This window comes from Salinithrix halophila, assembly GCF_042650125.1.
Taxonomy (GTDB): Bacteria; Bacillota; Bacilli; order Thermoactinomycetales; family DSM-45169; genus Salinithrix; species Salinithrix halophila.
Genome location: NZ_JBHSAP010000018.1, coordinates 197,482 through 221,776, shown reverse-complemented (window position 1 = coordinate 221,776; position 24,295 = coordinate 197,482). Strand labels below are relative to the sequence as shown.

Sequence of the window (24,295 nt, the reverse complement as noted above, 5' to 3'; positions counted from 1 at the left end):
TCGATTTATTTAGTACACCTTCCGAATACAGGCTTTCATCTCCGGCGGCATCCGCTCATATCGCCTTCTGGGAAGTCGGAAGTCGATTTTCATGGTGAGACCGGTCACTTCGGACCGGATAACATCCGCCATCTGATACAGATGGGAGATGATCTCCCCATTGGAGACAGGAATCTCCGCTGACCCCTGAACCTGGACCGCATGAAGCATACGATCCATCTTCTCTTTGAACAATTCGAGATCCTTACCTTCCAACGCGGAAATTGAAATCGACTCCCCTTCGGCCGACAACACTTCTTCCCTTGCCCGATCCTGTTTGTTAAACACTGTTAGAGCCGGGATGTGGTCGGCCTCCAGTTCCCTCAGAACCCTTTCGACGGCAGCCATTTGTTCCATTGCTTCCGGATGACTCTGATCGACCACATGCACAAGTAAATCCGCCTCTTTAACCTGTTCCAGGGTAGACCGGAAGGCGGCGACCAAATGGTGGGGTAGATGGCGGATGAAGCCGACCGTATCCGTCAAAAGAACCTTTTCGCCGGAAGGGAGCTCCAAGAAACGGGAAGTAGGATCCAGCGTAGCAAACAGCCGATCTTCTTCCAGGACATCGGCTCCGGTCAACCGGTTGAGAAGCGTTGATTTCCCCGCGTTGGTATACCCCACCAGGGCCACCTGAACGATCTCCATTTTCCGTCGGCGGGATTGGTGAAGCTGCCGATGCTTACGTACCCGTTCCAGCTCCCGTTTCAGTTCATGAATCCGGCGACGGATATGACGCCGGTCCGTCTCCAGCTTTTTCTCCCCGGGCCCCCGGGTTCCGATCCCTCCTCCCAGACGGGAGAGTTCTTTCCCCCGCCCGATGAGTCGAGGCAAGGTATATTCCAATTGTGCCAGCTCCACCTGAAGGCTTCCCTCTTTGGTGCGAGCACGCATTGCAAAGATATCCAGGATTAGCTGGGTCCGATCGATCACCTTACAGGGGATCAAATCCTCCAGTCGGGCCAGCTGCCTGGGTGAGAGCTCCTGGTCGAAGATAGCCAAATCAATCGCTTTCTCCTCCACAATCCGGGCAATCTCTTCCGCTTTTCCCTTCCCGATCAGCCAGGTAGGGTCATATTGATCACGGAGCTGGGCCACCCGCGCCACTGTCTCCGCGTGGGCCGTATCCGCCAACCGGGCCAGCTCGTCAAGGGAAGAATCGAGGTTAGCCTCGTCGGCCTTTAGGCCACAGCCGACAAGGATAGCCCGTTCTCTCTGGTTCATTTCGCCGATGGTCATTCATCCTCCTTGGATGGGTTCCGCTAAACCACCCTTTAATTATACCACGAAAAGGCGGGCGTTTTCCCGTCCCTTGTGGGGATCCTTAGATCATCGGAGGTGAGTGTCATCAGGTCCTCCCGGGATACATAACGGCTTTTTAGGAGACGCACCGCCTGCAGCCGGATCGCCTGTTCAATGATATTCCGTACATAGCGAGCGTTTCCGAAGGAATCGGCAGAAAGTCGGATCTCTTCGGCCAAGTGTCTGGCGAGTTTCTCCTTGGCCGGCGCGGAAAAACGGTACTGACGGGCGCGGACCATCCCGTCCGCGATCCGGATTAGCTCGTCGAGAGAAAAGTCGGCAAAGCGTAACCGGATAGGAAACCGGGAGGGCAAACCCGGATTGGACCGCAAAAACCGATCCATCTCCGCCGGGTAGCCAGCCAAGATCAGGACAAATCCGTCCTTGTGATCCTCCATCGATTTGACCAGCGTATCGATCGCTTCTTTGCCGAAATCTTTTTCTCCACCCCGGGACAGGGCATAAGCTTCGTCAATAAACAGGATGCCTCCAAGGGCGCGCTTCACATGTTCTCTCGTCTTCTGAGCCGTATGACCGATGTATTCCCCCACTAAATCAGCCCGCTCCACTTCGATCAGATGACCTTTCGTGAGGACATTCATCTCCTTCAGCATCCGACCCATAATCCTGGCAACAGTCGTTTTTCCTGTACCGGGATTCCCCTGAAAGATCATATGAAGCACTTGGCTGTCCGTCGTCAAGCCCGCCGCTGCCCGCCGGCGGCTGACAGCCAGCCAAGCATAGATCTCATGAATAAAGGATTTCACCTTAGACAGCCCGACTAGGGTCTCCAATTCCTCCATGCAACGTCTAAGGGGCAAGTGTTCTTCTTCTTGTACGGAATCAGTCAAGGAAGCAGTCGCCCAGGCGGCCCTTCCCCGGTCTCCGTGGTCCAAAACCACCTGGATACGGCGGGTTTCCTGCGTGATCACGCGGTTGGCCATTCTCGGTCACCTCTTCGCGGAATCGCTTCCCTATCTATACGCAGGTGCCCAGACGTTGGTGAAGACATGGAAAAACCAAGTGGGGCCACTTGGTTTTAGCTTTCTTTATTCGTTTCGTCGTTGGACATCAGGGAAACCGCCCGAGCCGGTGTAAAAGTGGAGATGGCGTGTTTGTACACCATCTGTTGTTTTCCGTCGCTGTCAATCACGATGGTGAAATTGTCAAACCCCCGTACCACGCCCCGCAACTGGAAACCATTTACCAAATAAATGGTGACGGGCACCGATTCCTTTCGGATCTGATTAAGAAATGTGTCTTGGATGTTGATCGATTGCTTCAAAGTGTCAAACCTCCTATGTACGTTTTGGCATTAGTTTACTCTATTCTTTGCTCTGAGGGAAGTTTCCTGCTATGCGTTCGCGAATTTCTCGGTATGCGCCCTCTCGTGTAACGTCAAACCAATGGATTTCCGGCAGCCTCCGGAACCAGGAGAGTTGCCGTTTGGCAAACTTGCGAGTTCTCTGTTTGATCAGCGAGACCGCTTCATCTAGGCTGAGTTCCCCCTCTAGATGAAGCATCAATTCTTTGTAGCCCAGCGCCTGCATCGAAACCAGCGTCCGAGTGTAACCCATCCGCTTCAGAGCAGCCACCTCCTGAAGCAGGCCATGTTTCATCATCTGGTCCACCCGCCGGTTTATCCGATCATAAAGTTGCTCCCGGGGCCTCGTCAACCCAATCCAACAGGTGCGATAAGGTGAAGGCTTCCTTCGCTGTACCTCGTCTAGCGTTTTCCCCGTCCCCCGGATAATTTCCAGGGCACGGATGATCCGCCGACGATCGTTCGGGTGCAGCCGAGCCGCAGCCTTTGCATCCCGATCCACAAGTTTGGCGTGGAGAGAAGCATTTCCCTCCCTATCGGCGAAGGCTTCCATCTCCCGGCGGAAAGTCGCGTCTGCTTTAACATCAGGCATTTGATACCCATGGGTGATCGCCTGAATGTAAAGCCCTGTACCACCGACAATCATCGGCAAATGCCCTCTCTCCTGTACTTCCCTGATTGTACGGCGGGCGAGACATTGAAATTGATCCACCGAGAAGGACTCGTCCGGCTCAAGGAGGTCAATCAAATGGTGAGGCACACGGGCAAGCTCTTCCGGACTAGCTTTGGCGGTGCCGATATCGAGGTACCTGTATACCTGCATCGAGTCCCCAGAAAGGATCTCTCCCCGAAATTCTTCAGCCAATTTTAGACTGAGGGAGGTCTTACCGACTGCGGTCGGCCCGACAATCAGGAGCAGGTCACCGCCCGCAGTCGAGGACACCGAAGGCATGGTTGGAGGCCTCCTTCACCACGCGGAACCCCAACCGCTCGAATTCACCGCTCATTTTCCGTTCCTTCAGGATGACACGCCGTCTTGCCACCCGCTTTGCCTCAGCCACAGAACTCGGGCCCAATGGGGCAGGATTGGCTAGCGTTTTTAAGGCTTGTACTCCCGAGGAACGGGATACCGTGTACCGGAACATCGGATCAAAGAAAACGATATCGTAGGCATCATCTGGACAGGAAGAAAGCACTTCACGGTAATCAGCGCAATGAACTCGAACTCTCCGCATCGCCCTTTTCAAGCGTGGGGAATCCGACCGATAAGTAGTTAAGCCGTGAGCTACGAGGGCAGCGATCACCGGCTGGCTTTCCAGCCCAGTCACCTTTCCCGTCTCTCCGACAACATGGGCAGCTACGATCGCATCGGAACCGAGACCGAGGGTACAATCCAGCACTCGGTCGCCGGATTGGATCCCCGCGGCTTCCACCAAAGCGTCCGTCCCCCCGCGAGAGAGTTCCTTCACCCGTACGGCAGCCATGTTGGGATGAAAAAAGAACTCCTTCCCCCCCGCATCCTGCCATCGGGCCCCACCGGGCCCGACGATGATTGCTTCCCCGGAACCACTCATCTCAAACATTTTCGCCAGAGAAAAGCTTTCCCGGGGCAACAACGGAGCGCCGATCTTGTCCGCCAGACCCTGGGCCTCCGTCCGCACTTCTTCCCCCGGTTTACGGGAGGTCGTCACAAAAACCATCACATCACCCGTTTAAACATTTTCTCGATTTCATAGGTGGAAAAATGGATCAGAATCGGCCGCCCATGGGGACAAGTATAAGGAGTCCGGCACCTCCGCAGCTGCCGGATCAGATTTTCCATCTCCTCCCGCCTGAGGTGGCGGTTGGCCTTGATTGCCGCCTTACAGGCCATCATCTTGGCGCCGTCATCACACAATTTGGCTGGATCCACTGATTGGCCGGACTTCATCCAATCCACCACTTCCCGGACCATCGCCTCCTCGGCTCCTTCCGGGAACCAGCGCGGATGGGATCGGATCAGAAAGGCGGCGGAGCCAAAAGGTTCAATAGATATCCCCAGCTCCTCTAGTTGGGGAAGGCGCTGCCGGACCGTCTCTGCCTCCGCCGGGGTGCACTCCACTGTCAAAGGGATCAACAGGGATTGCTGCTCTCTGTCCTGCTCTTCTAGCCGATGGTAAAAGATCTCGTAATAAATCCGCTCATGGGCGGCGTGTTGATCCATCAGGTAAAAACCATTTTCTGATTGGGCCACGATGTAAGTCCCGTGAACCTGGGCTAGGGGGACAAGATCCTCCGGCAGCCAGGAGTCGCCCCCTTCGGATTCTCCTCCCGCTGGAGGCAACTCCTCCGGGGGCGGGTCGGATTTCGGGGGAACCGATGATGGGGGCACAGCAGTTCGTTCTGGAGCCATAGGCAGCTTTTCTCGATTTGAAACGGAAAAGCCCTCCCGTTCTTCCCGAACCCGGCTATCCCAGGTGTCAGGGCGGGATTTCGCTTCCGACTGATGGGGTTCCCAACGAAGCTTATCCTGAACAGGGCGGGGCACAGCCGGTCGCTCATGCGGCAGTTTCGCCTCGGGGATCAGCACATGCCGGCGGAAGAGTTTTTTCAACTCTTCCTCGATCAGTCGGCACAATTCTTTTTCCTTGGAAAGCCGCACCTCCAACTTGGAGGGGTGGACATTGACATCAATCAACTTGGGATCCATCCAAATCGACAAGACGATAATCGGGTAGCGTCCGATGGGCAACAAGGTGTCATAAGCCCTGAGTACTGATTGAACAAGGGGGATACTACGAATAAAACGCCCGTTGATCACCATCGATACATAGGACCGGTTGGAACGAGTCACTTCTGGCCGGGCAGCCAGTCCCTTTACGCGAAAGTCCATATCCTCGGCCTCAAAATTCATCATTTGTCGGGCCACCTGTTTTCCGTAAAGGGCGTGAACGACATGGAGAAGCTTTCCGTCCCCCGGTGTCCGGAAGAGTTCCCTGCCATTGTGAGTCAAAAGAAAGGAAACACCAGGATGGGCCAGGGATAGACGACCGATGCAATCAGCCACATGACTAACTTCAGTGTTGACGGTTTTCAGGTATTTCAAACGAGCCGGAGTGTTGAAGAAGAGATCCTCCACCTGCACTTCTGTGCCTCGGGAACGGGTGGTTTCCTCTACGGAGACCTCTTTTCCCCCTTCCATCCGTACGCGAATCCCGATCTTACCGTTCCCCTCTGTCGTAGTCAGGCTGAGTCGAGAAACGGAAGCGATACTAGGAAGAGCCTCTCCCCGAAAGCCGAGAGAACGAATGGAGAAAAGGTCCCTCTCCCGACGGATTTTGCTGGTGGCGTGCCGTTCAAAAGCGCGAACCGCATCCTCCCGATCCATTCCGTTACCATTGTCGGAGACCTGAATCGAACGGATGCCTCCTTCTTCGATACCGACGAGGATACGGTCAGCTTCGGCGTCGAGAGCGTTTTCCACCAATTCCTTCACCACCGACGCCGGCCGTTCCACCACCTCCCCTGCTGCAATTTGGTTGGCTAGGTTGTCGTCTAGAACCCGGATCTTACCCATCGACTCCGCCTCCCGCCAATTGCTCTCCTTTTAGCTTTCGTTGCAGATCGTGGAGAAATTGGATGGTTTCCATCGGTGTCCGGTTCATCAAATCCCAATCTTGTAAAGAAGCGAGTGCCTCTCGTTCTTTTTCGGAAAGAGGCTCCTCTACCGTCGCGGCTGACTCCCGGGCATATTGAAACAAATCCAACTGCCGACTATCCCCGGTCTCCATGCGACTCTCCAACGCATCTAGGATGACCCGGGCGCGACGGATCACAGACCCAGGCATGCCCGCCAGTTGGGCCACGTGGATCCCATAGCTCTGATCGGCTCCTCCCTCTTCAACCCGGTGGAGGAAAACGACTTCCCCTTTTTTCTCAACACAGCGAACGTTCACATTGACTACCCGGGGTAGATCATCCGCTAGCGCCGTCAGTTCGTGGTAATGAGTGGAGAAAAGGGTTTTCGCTCCCACATGATTATGTAGGTACTCTACGATTGCTTGAGCGAGAGCCATCCCATCATAAGTGGAGGTCCCTCTCCCCACCTCATCCAGGAGAATCAGGCTTTTCGACGTGGCCTGAGCAAGAGCCTGCCGTGTTTCATCCATCTCCACCATGAAAGTGCTCCGGCCACCGACCAGATCATCCGCAGCACCGATACGGGTAAAAATACGGTCAACGATTCCGATGGACGCCTCCTTTACCGGTACGAAACAACCGATCTGGGCCATCAGAGTGATCAGGGCGGCCTGGCGCATATAGGTACTCTTTCCTGCCATGTTGGGGCCCGTAATCAACAAGACCTGACGTTCCCTGTGGTCCATTCGGACATCGTTAGCGACAAAATCCTGCTCACCGATCGCCGCTTCCACCACCGGATGGCGCCCCCCCTCGATATGGAGGATATCATCCGTGCGGATCTCCGGCTTTACATACCGGTGTTGGTTAGAGACGGAGGCAAAGGACTGGAGGGCATCGAGTTGGGCTACCTGATCAGCCAGCTCTTGGATGCGGGCGATCTCTCCTGCGATTTGTTCCCGGATACCCGTGAAAAGGCGGTATTCCAGGTCGACTGACTTCTCTTCGGACTCCAAGATCAGCCGCTCCCGTTCCTTTAATTCCGGTGTCACGAAACGTTCGGCATTGGCCAGCGTCTGTTTTCGCTGATACCGACCTTCAGGGAGTAATTTTAAATTGGCCCGGGTCACTTCGATGTAGTAACCGAACACTTTGTTGAAACCCACTTTGAGGGAACGGATTCCCGTCGTTTCCCGCTCTCGTTGTTCCAGCCGAGTGATCCATCCCCTGCCATCTTGCTGCACAGAACGCAGTTTATCCAGCTCTTCGTCGTAACCTTCCCGAATCACGCCTCCCTCTTTGACGGAGACAGGTGGCTCATCCACCACGGACTCGGCAATCAACTCACCGACATCCGCGCAGGGGTCCATCGCCTCTGCCAAGCGGGCCAAATACGAGGAACCCGTTTCAATTAATCGCTCCTTTAAGGCAGGGATCGCTTCTAGAGAGCGGCGCAAGGCGAGGAGGTCCCTCCCGTTGGCCGATCCGTAGGCCACCCGGGCACACAGCCGTTCCAGGTCGTAAACATGGCGAAGCCGGTCACGAATCTCCTCCAGTAGGATCAGATCCTCCACCAGGGCTTGAACGGCTCCTTGTCGGCTTTCAATCGCCTTTTTGTCCAGTAGAGGCTTGTCCAACCATTTTTTGAGGAGGCGACTCCCCATCGCAGTTGCTGTCCGGTCGAGAAGCCACAGCAGGGACCCTTTTCGACGTCCTTCCCGTAGGGTGGTTGTTAACTCTAGATTATGACGGGCAGCCGTATCCAGCACCATAAACTGCCCAGCATCATACCTTTCCAGCCGGTTCATATGGGCAAGTGCCCGTTTTTGGGTCTCCCGCAAGTAGGTATGAAGAAGGCCCGCTGCCTCCAGCGTGAAGGGTGAAGAACAGGCTTCTTCAAAGCCCGGGAACTGTGCCGCTAATTCTCTTTCCATCGTCGCCGAGGAAGGTAGCCGATCCTCCCTCAGAACGGTGATCAGTGCTCCGAGTCGAGACCGGAGCTCATTCTGAAACACCGACTCCTCTCCCAAACAAGGCGCCAGCAGGACCTCCTTCGGGGAAAAAGAAGCCAATTCGTCAATGACGGCATCTGAAGCGCCTGCTAGTTCGGTCACATAAAATTCCCCTGTGGAAAGATCAGCGGCTGCTAGAGCAAAATGCTGCTCCCGCCGTGTCACCGCCGTTAAGAAGTTGTTCTCCTTTTCGGCCAGGATTTTCTCTTCCATCACCGTTCCAGGCGTTACCACCCGGACGACTTCTCTTCGGACCACACCCTTGGCCGAAGCCGGATCTTCCACCTGTTCGCAAATGGCTGCCTTGTAACCCTTTTCGATCAATCGGCCAATATAGGCTTCAGCAGCGTGGTAAGGGACCCCGCACATCGGGATTCTTTCCTTACCCCCGTCTCGCCCGGTCAGCGTAAGTTCCAACTCTTCCGCTGCCCGTTTGGCATCGTCAAAAAACATTTCATAAAAATCGCCTAAACGAAAAAATAAAAAGGCATCGGGATATTCTGCCTTAATCGATAGATACTGCTGTATCATCGGAGTGTACTTGGCCACAGATCAGACCCTCCGAACTCGTATTGGAATAAGATGCGGTTCCATGTTTTTCTTTCACTAGGGCTTTATTTTATCATGGGGTAGCGTTAGGAACAAGCAGCCCCCCTATCAGCGGTGGTAGGGAGGCAGTTTCCACAAAGTACGGAAATCTTTCGATTCATCCCATGTTTTTCCGGAAAATAGGAATTCAGACAGGGTATCGAGATACCGTTGGTGGACTTTGTACTCGGGAAGCAGACGCAACTCCTCCCAAAGACGAGCAGCCCGGGCTCGAAGGTTCTCCTTTTCCCCGTTATAGTAGGAACGCTGTACCGACAAATCACGAAAGTCTGTCGCCGGAAGAAAGGGATAACGAGCCACAATCAATTGTGCCGCCGCCAACACCCCTTTGGTCAAAACCGGAGAAATCAACCAACTGGGGAGGGTGCGGTATTCAAAACCGCCATGGAACTGGGGACGAAAATCGCCGAGAAACCCATACTTTGGCCGCCGGTACACACCTCTTTTATCTTCTACCAACACCATAGGAAGAGCCAAGTAATGATCAAGCGCCCGAAGCAACTTGAAATTGACGGAAATCCCGCTGAAATGGATATGGCCACCCAAGGGAAATCGGGGATGGGGAAGTGCACCCGCCAGCCACTGGATCTGAGGCATATTCACCCTTTTCGCCGCAACCAACATCCCCTTATACAGACGGATCACCAATTGGCGGGGGTCGTTCGTAGGCTGGGGACGCAATTCCACAAGCGGTTTATCCGCCCGGTTTTGCCCATGCCAGATCGCATCACAGCCAACTCGGCCAAAGCGGGGGAAATACCGAGAAGCCATCACCAAACCACCCCCCGTACGGCACATCAAAAACTCCGGATCTGCCCCCAGCACTACTTGATCCGGCTCAGTTACCAGCCGGGGAAGTTGTGTGACATAACCATTAATCGCTTCTGCAAAAGCCGCCTCCATACCCTTGTTGAGACGGGGAGCAGGTTTGACATCCAGCACGACTGCAGTATTACCCGGCTGGATGCCCATCTTCACCACCCCATAATCCAACCCGGTCGCATAGAGGGCCCGAATAGCCAGGGCCCGAATGCGCCTCACCTCCCGGGTATTGTCAGCGGATGGCACCCGACGAAAAGCCTCCCGTTTCGTCTTCGTACCGCCGGCCAGCCATGCCTGGCGTACCTTGGAACAGTACACCAACAGAACCCGAGTTTGAAAAATACAAAGGATATATTGCCTGAGAAGGGTCGTCTTTTCTGCAATTGTAGGAAGCCCGTGAATCTTGAGACAGGCGATCTTGTGCTCACGGGAAGCCAACCCTTTGACCGCCACTTCATCGTTTAAGACCAACATCGGTTCCGCATAGATGCCTTGTAGGCGAATGGACGGGGTTAGGGTTTTCTCCGAAGTGACTATCTGGTCGCGAACACTGCGGAGGCTCTCTGTGTTGTCGAGGATCAGGTTGAGCGCTTCCATCTCCATTCCCCTTTCCCGTATCAAATCCGGCTCTGCTGTTATGGTATGTGCGGAAAGGAAAGGTGGTTAGCGCGGAAAAGAAAAAGGAGGCTTTTGCCTCCGTCGGGGCTTCTATATGGGATTCTGGGGCGTTCAATCGTTGAGATCGTCGATAACCAGATCCGGGTCCAAATCCTCGTAATCTTCGGTATCGGCCTCCACCCCGGAAACCTCCATGCCTTTGTCTTCCCAGTCGTCATAGTCGCCGGAAAAAACAGCCACACGGACCTTTGTCTCCCCTACCATCTCTACATAAAACTCTCTCTCCACCCGCACCAGGACCGAGCCATCACCGGCGATGGTCGCTTCGATGCAATTGGGTGCTTGGGTGGCGACTGCACTAACCTCTGTTGTCCCCTCCCTGACATTGCTGTCAAAGTAACTGAGCGGCACTTGCTCGACATAGCGCACTGTCTGATTCGATACTTCTGTCTTGGTGTTGCGGTTGAATGAATACCAGATATTGATGTCGTAACTTCCCATCACTTCGACAGCATCGCCGACCCGGGTCGCATCATACTGGTGGTTGATGATCCAGCAACCCAGGATGCTAGAAATGTTATCGGGGGGCTGAATGGAGTGCGTCGCCTGGGAGAACTTACGACCTTTGCCGGTGACAGCTTTAGTAATGATTTGACGGGATTGCATTCCGCTGTCTGTATTTGACACGAGGCTCCCTCCTCCAAACAATCGTTCACTCCAAGTGTATGCAGGGCGGGAGTCTAGGGTGTCAAAAAACCCCGCGGGAATTCCGCGAGGTTCTTTACTTCTCTAAAATTCATTCATCCGCAACCGCAGGGGCCGCCGCTTCCACAGCCGCCTTGCCCTACATCACCGCCGGTTTCCACATCCAATTTCTCCGAAACGGCATCGGCCACGACTTTCTGCAAGGTCTGAAGAAGATCGTTCATTTCGACCTGAGATTGCTGATACTCTCGTACAATCGGGAGATTATCCATCTCCTCGTGGAGAGCCGCCAATTCCTCTTCCAGTTTTCCGATATACGCTGTCTTCTGATAATGTTTCGCATGGACTAATTCTTTCTGCTTCCGTTTGATCGCTTCGATCAATTCGTTGACACGACGACTCCGCTGGATTTGTTCCTCAGCCATCCGAAATCGTCGGATCTCCTCCGCTGAGAGGAGTTTTTGTCCCAATGCAGCAGCATGGTCAAGGACGGGATGCTGTTCCTGGATCTGCATATCAGCTCCCCACCTGGCCAATCCGTTCATCGCCAGCCAGCGTACCGGATAGAGTCCAGGTCTTCGGATCGTCGATTCGCACGTGGGCAAACTGGCCGATCAGGTGTTTGGGTCCCCGGAAGTTCACCAATTTATTGGTTCGGGTGCGTCCGGAAAGAACATCCGGATCTTTCTTGCTCTCCCCTTCCACCAGCACCTCCAGGATCTGCCCGCGCAAAGCTTCATTTTTCTTTCGACTAATGGCATCCTGCAATTGATTAAGACGTTGCAGGCGCTCCTTTTTCACTTTCATCGGAACGTCATCCTTCATTCGGGCCGCCGGGGTCCCTTCCCTGGGGGAATAAATGAAGGTGAAAGCAGAATCGTACTCCACTTCTTCCATCAGGGAAAGCGTATCCTGGAACTGTTCTTCCGTTTCGCCGGGATAGCCGACGATGATATCTGTCGTCAGCACAACGTCCGGGATTGCTTTCTTAATCTTACGTACCAATTCCATGTACTGTTCCCGGGTGTATTTTCGAGCCATGATCTTCAAGATATCGCTGTTCCCGGATTGGGCTGGCAAATGGATGTGCTCCACCAGGTTGCCCTTTTTCGCCAGTACCTCGATCAGGTGATCATCAAAATCCCGAGGATGACTCGTGGTGAAACGGACGCGTGGAATGCCGATTTGGCGCACATCATCCATGAGATCCCCAAACCGGTATTCCCGATCGGTGAGATCTTTCCCGTAGGCATTTACATTCTGACCGAGAAGAGTCACCTCTTGATAACCTTTCCGGGCCAATTCCCGGATTTCCGCCAGCACATCTTCCGGACGGCGGCTCCGTTCCTTCCCCCGCGTGTAAGGGACGATACAGTACGTGCAGAACTTATCGCAACCGTACATGATATTGACCCAAGCCTTTAACCCATCCTCCCGCACCTTGGGCAGGTTTTCGACGATATCTCCTTCTTTGGACCATACCTCCACGACCATCTCTTTCCCCATCAATGCCTCAAACAAGAGGTGGGGCAGACGATGGATATTGTGGGTGCCGAATATCAGGTCAACGTGCTGGTGTTTGGTGAGGATCCGGTTAACGACAGACTCTTCCTGGGACATACAACCGCACATCCCGAGCAAAAGCTCCGGCTTTTCTGTCTTAAGGGTTTTCAGGCGTCCGATCTCCCCGTACACTTTATCTTCAGCGTTTTCTCGGATGGCACAGGTGTTGATGAGGATGATGGAAGCCTCTTCCTCCTCCTCCGTCCCCTCATAACCCATCTGTTCGAGAATGCCAGCAATCGTCTCGCTGTCATGGACATTCATCTGGCAACCATAGGTTTTAATGAGATATTTTTTCCCTTCCCCGATGCGACGCATCTCTTCGGGAATCCGATCAAATTCCAACACGGAAACTTCTTCTTTTCCGCGTTTTTTTGCCGCCTTCAAATCCGGGGGGGTGAAATACTTATGCATTTCTTCATTCATCTATACTCAACACCTTTCCAAAGGGAGTGAGTGCATTCCTCTGCAATTAGTTAATTATAAACGATCCAGCCCTTTCCTTCAATGAACGGGAGCAAGGAAGTCCCGCGAGACTGCTGGAAGGCATGGCGGCTAAACCGATTGGTTCCCAGAACTTACACACCCTCTTCGGCAACAATCTCAGAATCCAAAAGACCTCCTCCCGCTTTCAAAGGGATTGCGATATGATAGGAGTGCTAAATCGAATATGAGGGGGGAGCGTAAGTGATCGACCGGATCCGCAACTGGTTCCAAGGGTGGGACACCCTGTCCTTCCGATACGTCTTTTTTTTCTGTCTTCTTTTTGTCGCTGCATTCAGCGGAATGATCAACGCTTCCCTAACAGAGAACAGCGAATGGATCGGTTACTGGGGTAGTATCGCCGGAGGTATTTTTACCCTGTGGGGAGTACTGATTTCCATTCGCTGGAGTGAGAAACACCGGAAAAAAGAAGGCCTTCCCGACCAGCTCCTTGCCATCGAAACCGCCCGGGATGAGGTGTTTCGCAGTCTGCAGGAGCTGGAGCGGCTGTCGGGAAGCAATCAACGACTGGTGCAACCCGGACAACGACGGGAACGTCTCTTTTTCGTCGAAAGCAGAACCCACCGTGAATCTCCCGCCTACCATCTGTACCAGGAGGAGATTCCCGCCCGAATCCGGGGCGATATGATCCGTGCCGGAGCCGACACGTACCGTCTCTACCTTTCATTTCGGGATCAGCTCCGCACGGTTTCCGGCAACACCAACCTAAAAGCGAGAGAAAGTCTTTCATTCAGCCTCGCTCTGTTCGCCGAAAAAGGAAATGAAGAAATGCTCGCCCGCCACCTCCGAGAAACAGAGGCTTTTTACCAGGAAGCGGAGGAGGAGTACTTGACGGCAATCGCACAAGCTTACCGGGACCTTTCCTACTCCCTTCGAAACCACCACGAGAAACTCCTGAAAAAACTGGATAACTGACGAAGGAGGCTCTGATCATGTTAGAAACGATTTACTTTTATGGAGTCAATAACGCCTATGGCTTCCTTTCTAATTTCGCTCCTTACCCCATTGAACGAAAGGGAAAGCAATGGCCCACCTCGGAGCACTATTTCCAGGCCCAGAAGTTCCCCGGCACCGACAGAGAAGAGGAGATTCGGCTCACCGATTCTCCCATGTTGGCAGCCCGCATGGGCCGGAGCCGGAAACATCCTCTGCGCCCGGATTGGGAGAAGGTGAAAGAGGAGATCATGAAAGAAGCCCTCCGTTCCAAGTTCACCCAACACCCCGAGCTAAAACAAAGCCTTTTAGCAACAGGGGAAGCAATCCTCATTGAACATACGGCTAATGACCGGTATTGGGGAGACGGTGGAGACGGAACCGGCCTGAATCGTCTCGGCGCCCTCCTCATGGAGATCCGCCAGGAACTGACTGAAAGTACAAAAGCCCAACCGAAAAAGCCCCTTTTCCGGTTCCGATGAAGGAAAAATCAAAAGCAGCCGGTTTTCGCCGGCTGCTTTTGATTTTCTTCAGATGAGGCCCAGCTTCTCTCCTGCCCGGCCAAAGGCTTCCAGCGCCTGATCCAAGTCTTCCCGAGAATGACCGGCGGTGATGATCGTACGCACCCGTGCTTGGTTCCGTGGAACTGTCGGAAAGGCGATTCCTTGAGCATAGACCCCTTCCTCTAACAGGGCATCAGAAAATTTCATTGCTAAGGAATCCGCTCCCACCATCACAGGTGTAATCGGGGTTTCACTTTTACCAGTGTTAAAACCGAGCTTTAGCAGCCCCTCTTTAAAGGTCCGCGTGTTTTCCCAAAGACGGTTAATCAATTCCGGCTCATCTTTCAACACACGGATGGCAGCGTGGCAGGCGGCGGTAACTGCCGGGGGGTGAGAAGTGCTGAACAGGAAGGGACGGGCACGGTGAATCAGGTAATCCCGGAGTACCGCAGGGCCCGCGACATACCCGCCGAGAACACCAACGGCTTTAGAGAGGGTTCCAACCTGAATATGAACCCGTCCGTGCAGATCGAAATGGTCCACGGTCCCCCGCCCGTTTCGACCCATAACACCGCTGGCGTGGGCATCATCCACCATCACCAAAGCATCATACTGTTCCGCTAAACGGACGATCTCCGGCAGAGGCGCCACATCGCCGTCCATGCTGAATACCCCGTCCGTCACAATTAGCCGGGTGCGAGCATTTTGCGTCTCTTTGAGTGCCTTCTCCAGATCATCCATGTCCGTGTGTTGGTAGATTCGTCGACCCGCTTTCGTCAACCGGATTCCGTCGATAATACTGGCATGGTTAAGAGCGTCACTGATCACCACATCCTCTTCCGTCAGGATGGTGGCGAGAACCCCTACATTGGCGGTAAAACCGGATTGAAAAACGAGAGAAGCCTCCGTGTGTTTAAACTCGGCCAGCTCCTGTTCAAATTGTTCATGCATCGAAAAGGTGCCTGCGATGGTGCGGACCGATCCCGTTCCCACCCCGTATTTTTCCACAGCCTGATTTGCAGCCTCTTTGATCCTGGGATGGGTCGTAAGCCCAAGATAGTTGTTAGAGGACAGCTGGATGACTTCCCTCCCGTGGATGACCACCCTGGATCCCTGTTCGGATTCCACCTCCGTTAAAGGACGGTAAACCCCATCTTCCCGCCACTCCCGGATCTCCTTCTCCAGGTACTCAAATCCTTTCATCGCTTTCCCTCCTTTGAGTTTCATAAGAAAATGTGTCAAGGGTACAAGACCACTTTTCCGGATTTGCCGCTCATCATCTGTTCAAAAGCCGTTTGATACTCCTCAAGCGAAAAACGGTGGGTGATCATCGGCTTCAGGTCAACTTGACCGGAAGTTAGGAAGCCGGCTGTCTGCTGCCAGGTTTCATACATCCGACGACCGACGATCCCATGAACCTGAACGCCTTTGAAAACAAGGTCGTTGGCGATATCCAATTCCACCGCTCTCAAGGGCAGTCCCAACATGGAAATACGACCACCCATGGTCACCATAGAAAATCCTTGGCGGATCGCCACCGGATTGCCGGACATCTCCAGTACGACATCCACTCCCCAGCCACCGGTCAACTTCTTCGCCACCGCGACCGGATCCTCCTCCCCGGAGTTCACCAGGTGGGTAGCCCCCATTTTCTTCGCCAAATCGAGGCGATATTCATTGATATCAAAGGCGATCACAGCTGACGCCCCTGAAGCTTTGGCAACAGCGACAGCCATGATACCAATCGGCCCGCAACCGATAACCGCAACGGTACGACCCGCAACCGGTCCGGACAAGACCGTGTGAACCGCATTTCCCATGGGTTCCATCGCCGTAGCAACCTCTGGCGGTAAAGTGGGATCGTTTTTCCACAGGTTTCCGGCTGGCATGACGGCATATTCGGAAAAACAACCCCGCGTATCGACACCGATGATCTTGGTAAAGGTACAGACGTGGGCTTCACCACGGCGGCACTGAGGACAGCGACCGCAAACGATATGGGTTTCGGCAGAGACCGAGTCCCCCTTTTCGAAACCAGTCACCCCTTCCCCTGTTTCCACGACTTCGCCGCAAAATTCATGACCAAACACAAGAGGCGGTTTTATCCGCCCAGCAGCCCAGTCATCCCAGGAATAAATATGAACATCCGTTCCGCAAATTGAAGCCGCTTTCACCTTGACCAGCACTTCACCCGGCCCGGCCGAAGGAATGGACACTTCCTTCAACTCGGCTCCGAAGCCGGACTGATGTTTAACCAGAGCACGCATCATTCCTCCCACGACGGACACTCCCTTCTCCGAACAGATAAGAAACCTCAATAATTACCCTAACCATTATAACATCCAAATATAAGGCCCGTACATAGTCCGCATCAAACGGACATTGAAATAATATTCTGTCTATTATTAGGCTCGGAAGATAATTGACAGAATCGAGCGGGAAAGATAACATTTCGATAGACAAAAACTTGTCGAAATTTGTACCGGGGAGCTGGTCAGATGCTCGGTAAACTATTAACACGTGCCAAAGAATGGTTGAAACCTTCTTCTCAGACCCCTGATGCCACCCCGGAACGAGCGGAAATCTCTTCGGCTGAGGCAAAACCCTCTCCGGAGAATGCCCAACCGGTACCGAATACAACAGTCGGCACCAACCCCCCCACACCGGCGGTGGAAAAGGATGCAAATCCTGCAGAAGCAAAGACCGAAGAATCCGTCATCCCAGAAACCGCGGATTCCCAAATCGATGACCCTGAAGAGAACGCGAAAGACGAACAGGATTGGTTTCACTTCCAAGAGGGGGATTTCCAATTCTCTATGCCGCTGGACCCGGAAGAACGAGAGGTGTTAGCCGCGGCGCAAGCCCATTATGAAGAGATGAAGAAAAATGCCGAAGAAAATGGTTCCCCTTGGAGTAAACACTCTCTGGATCACCAACGGGCTATGCAATACTGGAGTCTCCAAATTTACTACAAAGATCAGGCACAAGCATACTACAAACGCCGATCAGAAGACCCCCAGGCTTTGGACATGGCTATCCGCTACTGTGAAAAACAAATCCGGTACGCCCCGATGGCCATTCACGCCAACCGGATGAATCCCCAGGCGAAAGAATTGCCCCAACATTACGGTTACAAACAATTGGCCATTATCTACGACAAAAAAGGAGACCTCGACCGGGCCATCGAACTCTGCAAACAAGCCAGGGATGAAGGATGGAAAGGGGATTGGACGACTCGTATCGAACGCTACGAAAAACGCCGTACCTAAGCTAAAATCAAACGAACAGCCGTGGTTTACGGCTGTTCGTTTGATTTTTTGCGAATGTTTTCCTCCAAGCGGCGGATCCGGGCGGCCCAGTCCCCTTCCCACCCCTGATCCTTTGCTCGGTGGGACAGACGAAGGGCTTCATCCCATTCCCCTACTTCTTCATAAAGGGAGACCAGGCGATCATAGCCTGAGTGAGTGGGCAGCCCATATTGATATGGATCCATCCCATAGGCCTTGACAGCGACAGGAGCATATTCGATCTGCCGTTCGCAATAGCGGATCGTACGATGAAGAGCAAGAGGATCTTCATTCCGCTTGGGATAATAATACTCAATTTGCTCACCGAAATGGTCGTGCAGGCTAAGATATTTCTTCGACTCCCACTGTTTTTGTACATCGGGATCTGACTGGACCAATTGCACTTCCTTCAGCTTACGGCGAGCTTTTTGATAAACGCGGGCTTCCTCGGCAGAAATCAACATCGAAAAATCCAGATCTTCGTCCTTGTAGCGAAATTCTGCCTCATACTCTTCCTCGTAGGCCTTTTCCCGTTCTCGGCGTGCTCGTTCCGCTTTCATCCGGTCTATCGCCTTTTTGAGCTCGGCTCTACCCGTCTGCACCCCTTTTTCAAACAGGCGCTTGGCCTGACCCACCATTTTTTTGCTATCTTCCTTATTAAAAAAATCAAGCATATTCTTCGGCACGGTTTTCCCCCTTTCCAGCTTTGGCGGAGGCCCTCCGCTTTCATGTGTCACCGGCCAAAATCCATTGCTCCAAGTATAACACGATTTTACAACGGGTTGATGGGGATTTGGAGCCCGATTTCCGCCAATATCAACTCTCCTGTATAGTGGTCTGCTGCTTCCCTCCGAAGGATTTCCGCGGGATATCCCGGATACAAGTGGGTCAAAAGGAGCCGTCGGGCACCGAGTTCGGTTGCCGCCTTGGCAGCCTCCCGAACAGAATGATGTCCGATCGGTTGAGCCGGTGCATCCCGGTGAAGATACGTCCCTTCACAAACGAACAGGTCCGGTTCTCGGGCCATCGTCTCCCAACGGGTATCAGTACCGGCATCGGCTCCATATAAAATACACGCCTTCCCCGAGCGGATCTCCATCGCGTAACAGGGAACCGGGTGATCAGTTCGGTGAAAACCCACCTCTAAACTGCCGATCTGATGTACCATACCCTGCCCGATCCATTTCAAATCCACCGCTTTCTGGTAAGAGAGGAGGTGGCTGATCTTCACCGGTTTTGGCGGTGCCAGGACCTGGAGACCATGCGGACGTTCCTTGAGGCGGATCGCTGTCTGCAAAGCATATTGCAGAACAAAGAAGTCGGCCACATGATCGTGATGGAGGTGAGAAAGCCATACCTCGTTCAATTCATGGGGGCGACAATATTTCCCCAGCTGAGCCAACACCCCGCTTCCACAGTCAATCAGAATCCGCTTCCCATCGGCTTCTAGCAAATAACCCGGCGTTGCCCCTCCGGGGCCTGGGAAGGGTGACTGAAATCCGAGTACCGTCCATTTCATGCTTTTCCTCCTCACGATGTAAAGCTTCAATGAAGCCCGCGCTTTTTAGGGTACCCCGGGTCGAGCCTTCCCATCTGTTTCATACCGCTTCTCTCTTGCAGGGAAAACACCTGATGGAAGCCTAGACGCAAGGTGCTTCTCCCTCCGGTAAATTTCCTTCATCCCTATTAGATGTAGGTCTCGGCGGTGAAAAATAAAGTTTGGTCCGCAAACTTGTTTACATATATTTTTAAACAGGTTCAACCCAGGAAAAAGCCGCTTTCCATCATGGAAAGCGGCTTTTTCCTCAATCTCTCAAGCAAATTCAGCAACCAATCGATCGAAATCTTCCTTCGGCAGTTTTAGGTCCTGTTTGGCAAGAGGCGTCTCACTGAAGCCCGGAATCAGATCTTCGTAGGGCTGCCGTTCCTTATTCTGATAGATCAGCCCCGTAACAAGACCATTGGTCTCCATCAGCTTTTGCATAGCCAACATGCGATTGGATGGGTCGTATGCCTCATCCCCGTCCAGACTGGTGATATGCTCTTTAAACCAGTCGTACGTGTTGATCTTGTTATAGGTGACACAAGGGCTGTATACATTGATCAGTGAGAAGCCCTTGTGGTTTAGCCCTTCCTCGATCAGGCGGGTCATTTGCTTCAGGTCGCTGGAGAAGGCCTGGGCCACAAAACCTGCCCCTGCTGTCAAAGCCATTTCCAGCGGAGCGATGGTCGCTTCGATGGAACCCTTCGGGGAACTCTTTGTCTTGAAGCCCATTTCACTCCGGGGAGAGGTCTGTCCCTTCGTAAGACCATACACTTGGTTGTCCATCACAATGTAGGTGATATCCACGTTGCGCCGGATGGCGTGGATCGTGTGGCTCATCCCGATGGCGAACCCGTCTCCGTCCCCACCTGCGGCCACCACCGTCAAATCACGGTTGGCCAGTTTCAGACCTTGAGCGATCGGTAGCGCCCGCCCATGGATACCGTGAAACCCATAGGCGTTCATATAGCCAGAGATACGGCCAGAGCAACCGATCCCGGATACCAAGACCACGTCTTCCGGTTCCTTTCCGAGATTGGCGAAAGCACGTTGCATGGCAGCCAACACGGAGAAGTCTCCGCAACCGGGACACCAGTTTGGTTTCACTTTGTTGCGGAAGTCTTTAAACGTGGCCATGAACCAACAGCTCCTTACATTCGTTGTAGATTTCGGCGGGAAGGAAGGGATTACCGTCGTATTTGGCGACGTGGGTGATCTTCTCTCCCAGACCCGTATGCAACTTCAGTTGATCCGCCAACTGGCCGGTGGCATTATTTTCGATCACAACCACCTTTGTTGCTTTTTCTACATAGGGCTTCACCAAATCCGTCGGGAAGGGCAACAACTGGCGAATATGCATATGGTTCACCTTAACCCCATCCTTCTCCAGCCGTTCCATTCCTTCGTGAATGACACCCCGGGTGGAGTTAATACCGACGATCAATAAATCAGCTTCTTCATGCTGGGCATCGATGAAAACGGGATCCTTGAAATCGATGCCCCCCGCCAATTTCTTCAGGCGTTTCTCTACCATGTTCTTTCGGTTTAGCGGGTTTTCCGAAGGACGGCCGATTTCGTCGTGTTCCACACCGGTTACATGATGGAGACCATTTTTCACGCCGGGGAGCACCCGTGGGGAGATGCCGTCTTCGGTCAGCTCATAACGTTTAAACAACTCCGAGTTCTCCAACTCCTTTAACCCGTTGGAGTCGGTCACCAGATTACCCCGATTGATTTGAATCCGGTCGTAATCCAGCGGTTCTACGCTCTGTTTCCCCAGGGAGAGGGCTAGGTCGGACAGGATGATGACCGGGCACTGGTATTGATCCGCCAGGTTAAATGCCTGAATGGTATCATAGAAACACTCTTCTGCCGTACTCGGGGCGATCACAATCTTGGGAATCTCTCCATGGGTGCTGTAGATCATGGCATTGATGTCCGATTGCTCCTGCTTCGTGGGTAGACCCGTTGAAGGACCGCCACGTTGGGTATCCACGATGACTGCCGGAGTTTCAGTCATACCAGCGAGACCGATCGCTTCCGTCATCAGGGAGAGACCAGGACCCGCAGAGGCGGTAAGGGCACGCACACCCCCGTAGTTAGCACCGATCACCATGGAAATGGCAGCGATCTCGTCTTCTGTCTGAACAACCGTACCGCCAAATCGGGATAATTGTTTAATTAAGTATTCCATGATTTCAGATGAAGGGGTGATCGGATAAGCGGCCATCAATCGGGCACCAGCTGCAATCGCTCCGAGAGCGATGGCGTCGTTACCGATCATGTAGAGCCGTTTTTTCCCGTCAGAGGGCTCCAGTTCTAGTTCCCGGAGAGCACCGCCGGTTTCTTGCAGGATAAAACCGGCGCCTTTTTTAATCGCCTCCATGTTCTTATCAACCACTTGCTGTCCTTTACGAGAGAACTTCTCCTCGATGACCTCCTGAAAGACATCCACAGGTAATGACAGAAGTGAACTGGAGGCACCGACGGCCACCATGTTTTTCATCTGGGCAAGGCCGACTTCCTGAGCGATCTTTGTAAATGGAACAGAGAACAGGCGTGCAATAACCCCCTCCGGTACGGTCGGATTAAATTTGGCATCAGCCAGAATAATCCCGCCGGAGTGAAGTTCATGGGCGTTCAGGTCGATGGTCTCTTGGTCAAAGGCGACGAGGACGTCTAAATCATCAGAAACCGCACGGATCGGTCGGGTGCTGATACGGATCTTCGTGTTGGAATGCCCCCCCTTGATCCGAGAGGAAAAGTGCCGATACCCGTACAGATGATATCCTAAACGGTTCAACGCGGTGGAAAAAATCTCACCGGTACTATCAATCCCTTCCCCCTGTTGTCCGCCCACTTTCCATGAAAGCTGCTTGATCAAATGAACTCATCTCCTTTAAGTCTTCCCTGCAACTTGTACCCCTTCAGGCAAACTCTGTCTGGGCTCCCTATGAGAAAAAGGGGGTGGTCCGTCAGTAGCCAACCGAACCCTGATCCTATAACCCATAGGGGTACTGACGAACCCTATCCATTGACGCACGGAAGCATCACTTCCCTCCGGAGTTTCCAGCATCTCCACAGGCGTTTGACGTTGAAGCGAGTTCCCTTGCGCAGATAGTTACCTATCGGCGGATCACGGAGCCGCCCCTGCCCGACGTCGCGAATCCCGGAGGATCTACCGCGGCGGTTTTATATCATACTGAAGCCCACAAGGCCCATTCCCTGGTCTCCTGTGGTGTTCCAGTACCATTATCGTTTTCAATTCTAGACCCCTTCCGCGTAAAAAGCAACCTGCTTCACTTGGATTTGCTTTAATTATCGCCTTTTTTGGACTTTGAAGATCGCTAGAAGGAACTTGTGTTAAAGGGGTCTCATATACCGGAATCGTCGGTCTGGCGGGGAGGGAAACCTCCCCCACTTGGAAGATGTTTACTATAGAAGTGGAGCCAGTTATTCGTGGTCCAGCGTTTTACCAATGTTTCCGGGTAGCGTTTTATGAGTGCCTCCCAAAGTCGATCCAGATGGCCGGTATGTTCTAAGCCGGGAATTTTCCGATCCGTTCCATCAAAATCAGAGCCGAAAGTAAGAATCTCCTCCCCGCCCAGGCTGCAAACATGCTCCACGTGCCGAAGCACCCCTTCAACGGTAGCCCGATCAGGGTCATCCGTAACAAATTTGGGAACAAAGGTGATCCCCATTCGCCCTTCGCGTTGGATCAGGGCACGGATTTGCCGGTCGTCCAGGTTACGAACATGGGAACAGAGGGATCGACAGTTTGAATGAGAAGCAATCACAGGCAATCCAGTCCATTCGATAACTTCCCAAAAACCTCTAACCGAAAGATGAGAAACATCCAATATCATGGATAACCGTTGCATTTCCGCCGCCAGCCGCCGGCCAAAACGGGTCAACCCTCCACCCCGCTCCTCTTCAATCCCATCAGCTGCTTCATTGGCACCATTCCAGGTTAGACCGACTTGACGTAGGCCCAAACGGTACAGAAGACGGAGGTGAACCAAATCTCCCTGCAAAGCTTCTGCTCCCTCCAAAGAGAGAAGGCCCCCCACCTTCCCCGTCCTTTCTAGAGCCGCCAGCTCCCTTTGGCTTCGTATGGGCACCATACGGCTACCGTCCCCTACAACCGATTCGTAAAAATGGTCAACCTGGGCGAGGGCCGCTTGCCAGGTTGCGCCTCCAGGAACCTCCGGCGGCACGAAGAGAGCAAAAACCTGCAGCCCCACTTCCGCCTGTTCCATCAGGGGCCACGTAACATCCAGATTGCTGTCCCTCCGGTAGAAGGAAAGGGGGGACTTAGCACTCCACATCTTGGATAACACATCGCAATGGCCATCTACCCAGCGCATCGGCTTCCCTCCTCAACCAAAAGAAAACCTGTCTATACGGGGATAAACAGGTTTCGGGGTCACTATGTTGAATATCCTGCCTCAACGAGGCTCCACAATCAGTTTAATGGCCGTGCGTTCCTCACCATCGATGATGATGTCGGTAAAGGCTGGGATGCAGATCAGATCGATACCACTCGGTGCCACGAACCCTCGTGCTATTGCAACAGCTTTCACGGATTGGTTAAGTGCACCAGCGCCGATCGCTTGGATCTCAGCATTCCCACGTTCGCGCAAGACACCGGCTAGCGCACCAGCGACGGAGTTCGGGTTGGACTTTGCTGAAACTTTTAATACTTCCATGTCGGCTACCTCCTCGATGGTTTGGAGTGAGTCCACTCCTAATATATTCGGCAATCTTTTATAAATTCCTTCTAATCGAATGCTGGGTCCCAAAACTCTTTCCGAGATGCCTTTTTTTCTTTTTCAAAAGCTTGCCGCAATTTCATCAGGAGAGAAGGGGTACGGAAAAACAATAAGCCAGCGGGAAAGGGCTAGGTATACAAC

At 53.2% G+C, this 24,295-nt stretch carries 22 protein-coding genes; 3 read left to right on the top strand and 19 right to left on the bottom strand.

Translation table 11 applies throughout. From position 1 onward, the window contains the following. Window positions 1–9 precede the first annotated feature (9 nt). The 11 genes from hflX to miaB all read right to left on the bottom strand — a co-directional run bounded on the left by hflX (window position 10) and on the right by miaB (window position 13,038). Window positions 10–1,278, bottom strand: a complete 1,269-nt coding sequence (gene hflX / locus ACFOUO_RS14045) for a GTPase HflX (protein WP_380705775.1) — start codon at window positions 1,276–1,278, stop codon at window positions 10–12. Window positions 1,279–1,313: 35 nt separating this feature from the next. Further along, window positions 1,314–2,285 carry an AAA family ATPase gene (locus tag ACFOUO_RS14040; protein WP_380705774.1) on the bottom strand — a complete coding sequence of 324 codons (972 nt, stop codon included), beginning with the start codon at window positions 2,283–2,285 and terminating at the stop codon, window positions 1,314–1,316. Between the two features lie 95 nt (window positions 2,286–2,380). Then, window positions 2,381–2,626, bottom strand: a complete 246-nt coding sequence (gene hfq, locus ACFOUO_RS14035) for an RNA chaperone Hfq (RefSeq protein ID WP_380705773.1) — start codon at window positions 2,624–2,626, stop codon at window positions 2,381–2,383. A 40-nt stretch (window positions 2,627–2,666) separates the two neighbouring features. After that, window positions 2,667–3,617, bottom strand: coding sequence for a tRNA (adenosine(37)-N6)-dimethylallyltransferase MiaA (miaA, locus tag ACFOUO_RS14030; RefSeq protein ID WP_380705772.1), 951 nt, complete (start codon window positions 3,615–3,617; stop codon window positions 2,667–2,669). Next, window positions 3,586–4,365: a class I SAM-dependent methyltransferase gene (locus ACFOUO_RS14025; RefSeq protein WP_380705771.1), complete on the bottom strand. Its 780-nt coding sequence runs from the start codon at window positions 4,363–4,365 to the stop codon at window positions 3,586–3,588. Before ACFOUO_RS14025 ends, miaA begins: the two co-directional genes overlap by 32 nt. Next, complete coding sequence (gene mutL, locus ACFOUO_RS14020; RefSeq protein ID WP_380705770.1) at window positions 4,365–6,221, bottom strand: DNA mismatch repair endonuclease MutL; 1,857 nt, start codon at window positions 6,219–6,221, stop codon at window positions 4,365–4,367. Before mutL ends, ACFOUO_RS14025 begins: the two co-directional genes overlap by 1 nt. After that, entirely contained in the window at window positions 6,214–8,844 is a 2,631-nt protein-coding gene (gene mutS, locus ACFOUO_RS14015; RefSeq protein WP_380705769.1) for a DNA mismatch repair protein MutS, read from the bottom strand. Before mutS ends, mutL begins: the two co-directional genes overlap by 8 nt. 108 nt (window positions 8,845–8,952) lie before the next feature. Next, the gene (locus tag ACFOUO_RS14010; RefSeq protein ID WP_380705768.1) at window positions 8,953–10,323 is read right to left on the bottom strand and encodes a putative amidoligase domain-containing protein; all 1,371 of its coding nucleotides are present in this window, start codon (window positions 10,321–10,323) and stop codon (window positions 8,953–8,955) included. 132 nt (window positions 10,324–10,455) lie between these two features. Next, window positions 10,456–11,031: an outer spore coat protein CotE gene (gene cotE / locus ACFOUO_RS14005; protein ID WP_380705767.1), complete on the bottom strand. Its 576-nt coding sequence runs from the start codon at window positions 11,029–11,031 to the stop codon at window positions 10,456–10,458. Between the two features lie 113 nt (window positions 11,032–11,144). Then, window positions 11,145–11,564: a YlbF family regulator gene (locus ACFOUO_RS14000; RefSeq protein WP_380705766.1), complete on the bottom strand. Its 420-nt coding sequence runs from the start codon at window positions 11,562–11,564 to the stop codon at window positions 11,145–11,147. Window position 11,565: 1 nt separating this feature from the next. After that, window positions 11,566–13,038, bottom strand: a complete 1,473-nt coding sequence (miaB, locus tag ACFOUO_RS13995; RefSeq protein WP_380705765.1) for a tRNA (N6-isopentenyl adenosine(37)-C2)-methylthiotransferase MiaB — start codon at window positions 13,036–13,038, stop codon at window positions 11,566–11,568. Between the two features lie 261 nt (window positions 13,039–13,299). On the opposite strand from miaB, the gene ACFOUO_RS13990 reads away from it, so the two are divergent. Then, window positions 13,300–14,031, top strand: coding sequence for a hypothetical protein (locus ACFOUO_RS13990; RefSeq protein ID WP_380705764.1), 732 nt, complete (start codon window positions 13,300–13,302; stop codon window positions 14,029–14,031). Between the two features lie 17 nt (window positions 14,032–14,048). After that, entirely contained in the window at window positions 14,049–14,531 is a 483-nt protein-coding gene (locus tag ACFOUO_RS13985; protein WP_380705763.1) for an NADAR family protein, read from the top strand. 48 nt (window positions 14,532–14,579) lie between these two features. Here the strand turns inward: ACFOUO_RS13985 and ACFOUO_RS13980 are convergent, their stop codons facing one another. Both ACFOUO_RS13980 and tdh read right to left on the bottom strand, forming a co-directional pair. Further along, the gene (locus ACFOUO_RS13980; protein ID WP_380705762.1) at window positions 14,580–15,755 is read right to left on the bottom strand and encodes a glycine C-acetyltransferase; all 1,176 of its coding nucleotides are present in this window, start codon (window positions 15,753–15,755) and stop codon (window positions 14,580–14,582) included. A 35-nt stretch (window positions 15,756–15,790) separates the two neighbouring features. Continuing rightward, window positions 15,791–16,831: an L-threonine 3-dehydrogenase gene (gene tdh, locus ACFOUO_RS13975; RefSeq protein WP_380705761.1), complete on the bottom strand. Its 1,041-nt coding sequence runs from the start codon at window positions 16,829–16,831 to the stop codon at window positions 15,791–15,793. Window positions 16,832–17,050: 219 nt separating this feature from the next. On the opposite strand from tdh, the gene ACFOUO_RS13970 reads away from it, so the two are divergent. After that, window positions 17,051–17,821, top strand: coding sequence for a hypothetical protein (locus tag ACFOUO_RS13970; protein WP_380705760.1), 771 nt, complete (start codon window positions 17,051–17,053; stop codon window positions 17,819–17,821). Window positions 17,822–17,847: 26 nt separating this feature from the next. Here the strand turns inward: ACFOUO_RS13970 and ACFOUO_RS13965 are convergent, their stop codons facing one another. The 6 genes from ACFOUO_RS13965 to ACFOUO_RS13940 all read right to left on the bottom strand — a co-directional run bounded on the left by ACFOUO_RS13965 (window position 17,848) and on the right by ACFOUO_RS13940 (window position 24,091). After that, window positions 17,848–18,525: a hypothetical protein gene (locus ACFOUO_RS13965; protein WP_380705759.1), complete on the bottom strand. Its 678-nt coding sequence runs from the start codon at window positions 18,523–18,525 to the stop codon at window positions 17,848–17,850. 86 nt (window positions 18,526–18,611) lie between these two features. Further along, the gene (locus ACFOUO_RS13960) at window positions 18,612–19,358 is read right to left on the bottom strand and encodes an MBL fold metallo-hydrolase (protein ID WP_380705758.1); all 747 of its coding nucleotides are present in this window, start codon (window positions 19,356–19,358) and stop codon (window positions 18,612–18,614) included. A gap of 294 nt (window positions 19,359–19,652) precedes the next feature. Further along, entirely contained in the window at window positions 19,653–20,519 is an 867-nt protein-coding gene (locus ACFOUO_RS13955) for a 2-oxoacid:ferredoxin oxidoreductase subunit beta (RefSeq protein WP_380705757.1), read from the bottom strand. Then, the gene (locus ACFOUO_RS13950; RefSeq protein WP_380705756.1) at window positions 20,506–22,266 is read right to left on the bottom strand and encodes a 2-oxoacid:acceptor oxidoreductase subunit alpha; all 1,761 of its coding nucleotides are present in this window, start codon (window positions 22,264–22,266) and stop codon (window positions 20,506–20,508) included. The genes ACFOUO_RS13955 and ACFOUO_RS13950 overlap by 14 nt, the downstream gene beginning before the upstream one ends. Window positions 22,267–22,756: 490 nt before the next feature. Next, complete coding sequence (locus ACFOUO_RS13945; RefSeq protein WP_380705755.1) at window positions 22,757–23,749, bottom strand: dipeptidase; 993 nt, start codon at window positions 23,747–23,749, stop codon at window positions 22,757–22,759. Between the two features lie 81 nt (window positions 23,750–23,830). Next, entirely contained in the window at window positions 23,831–24,091 is a 261-nt protein-coding gene (locus ACFOUO_RS13940) for a stage V sporulation protein S (RefSeq protein ID WP_380706257.1), read from the bottom strand. Window positions 24,092–24,295 lie beyond the last annotated feature (204 nt).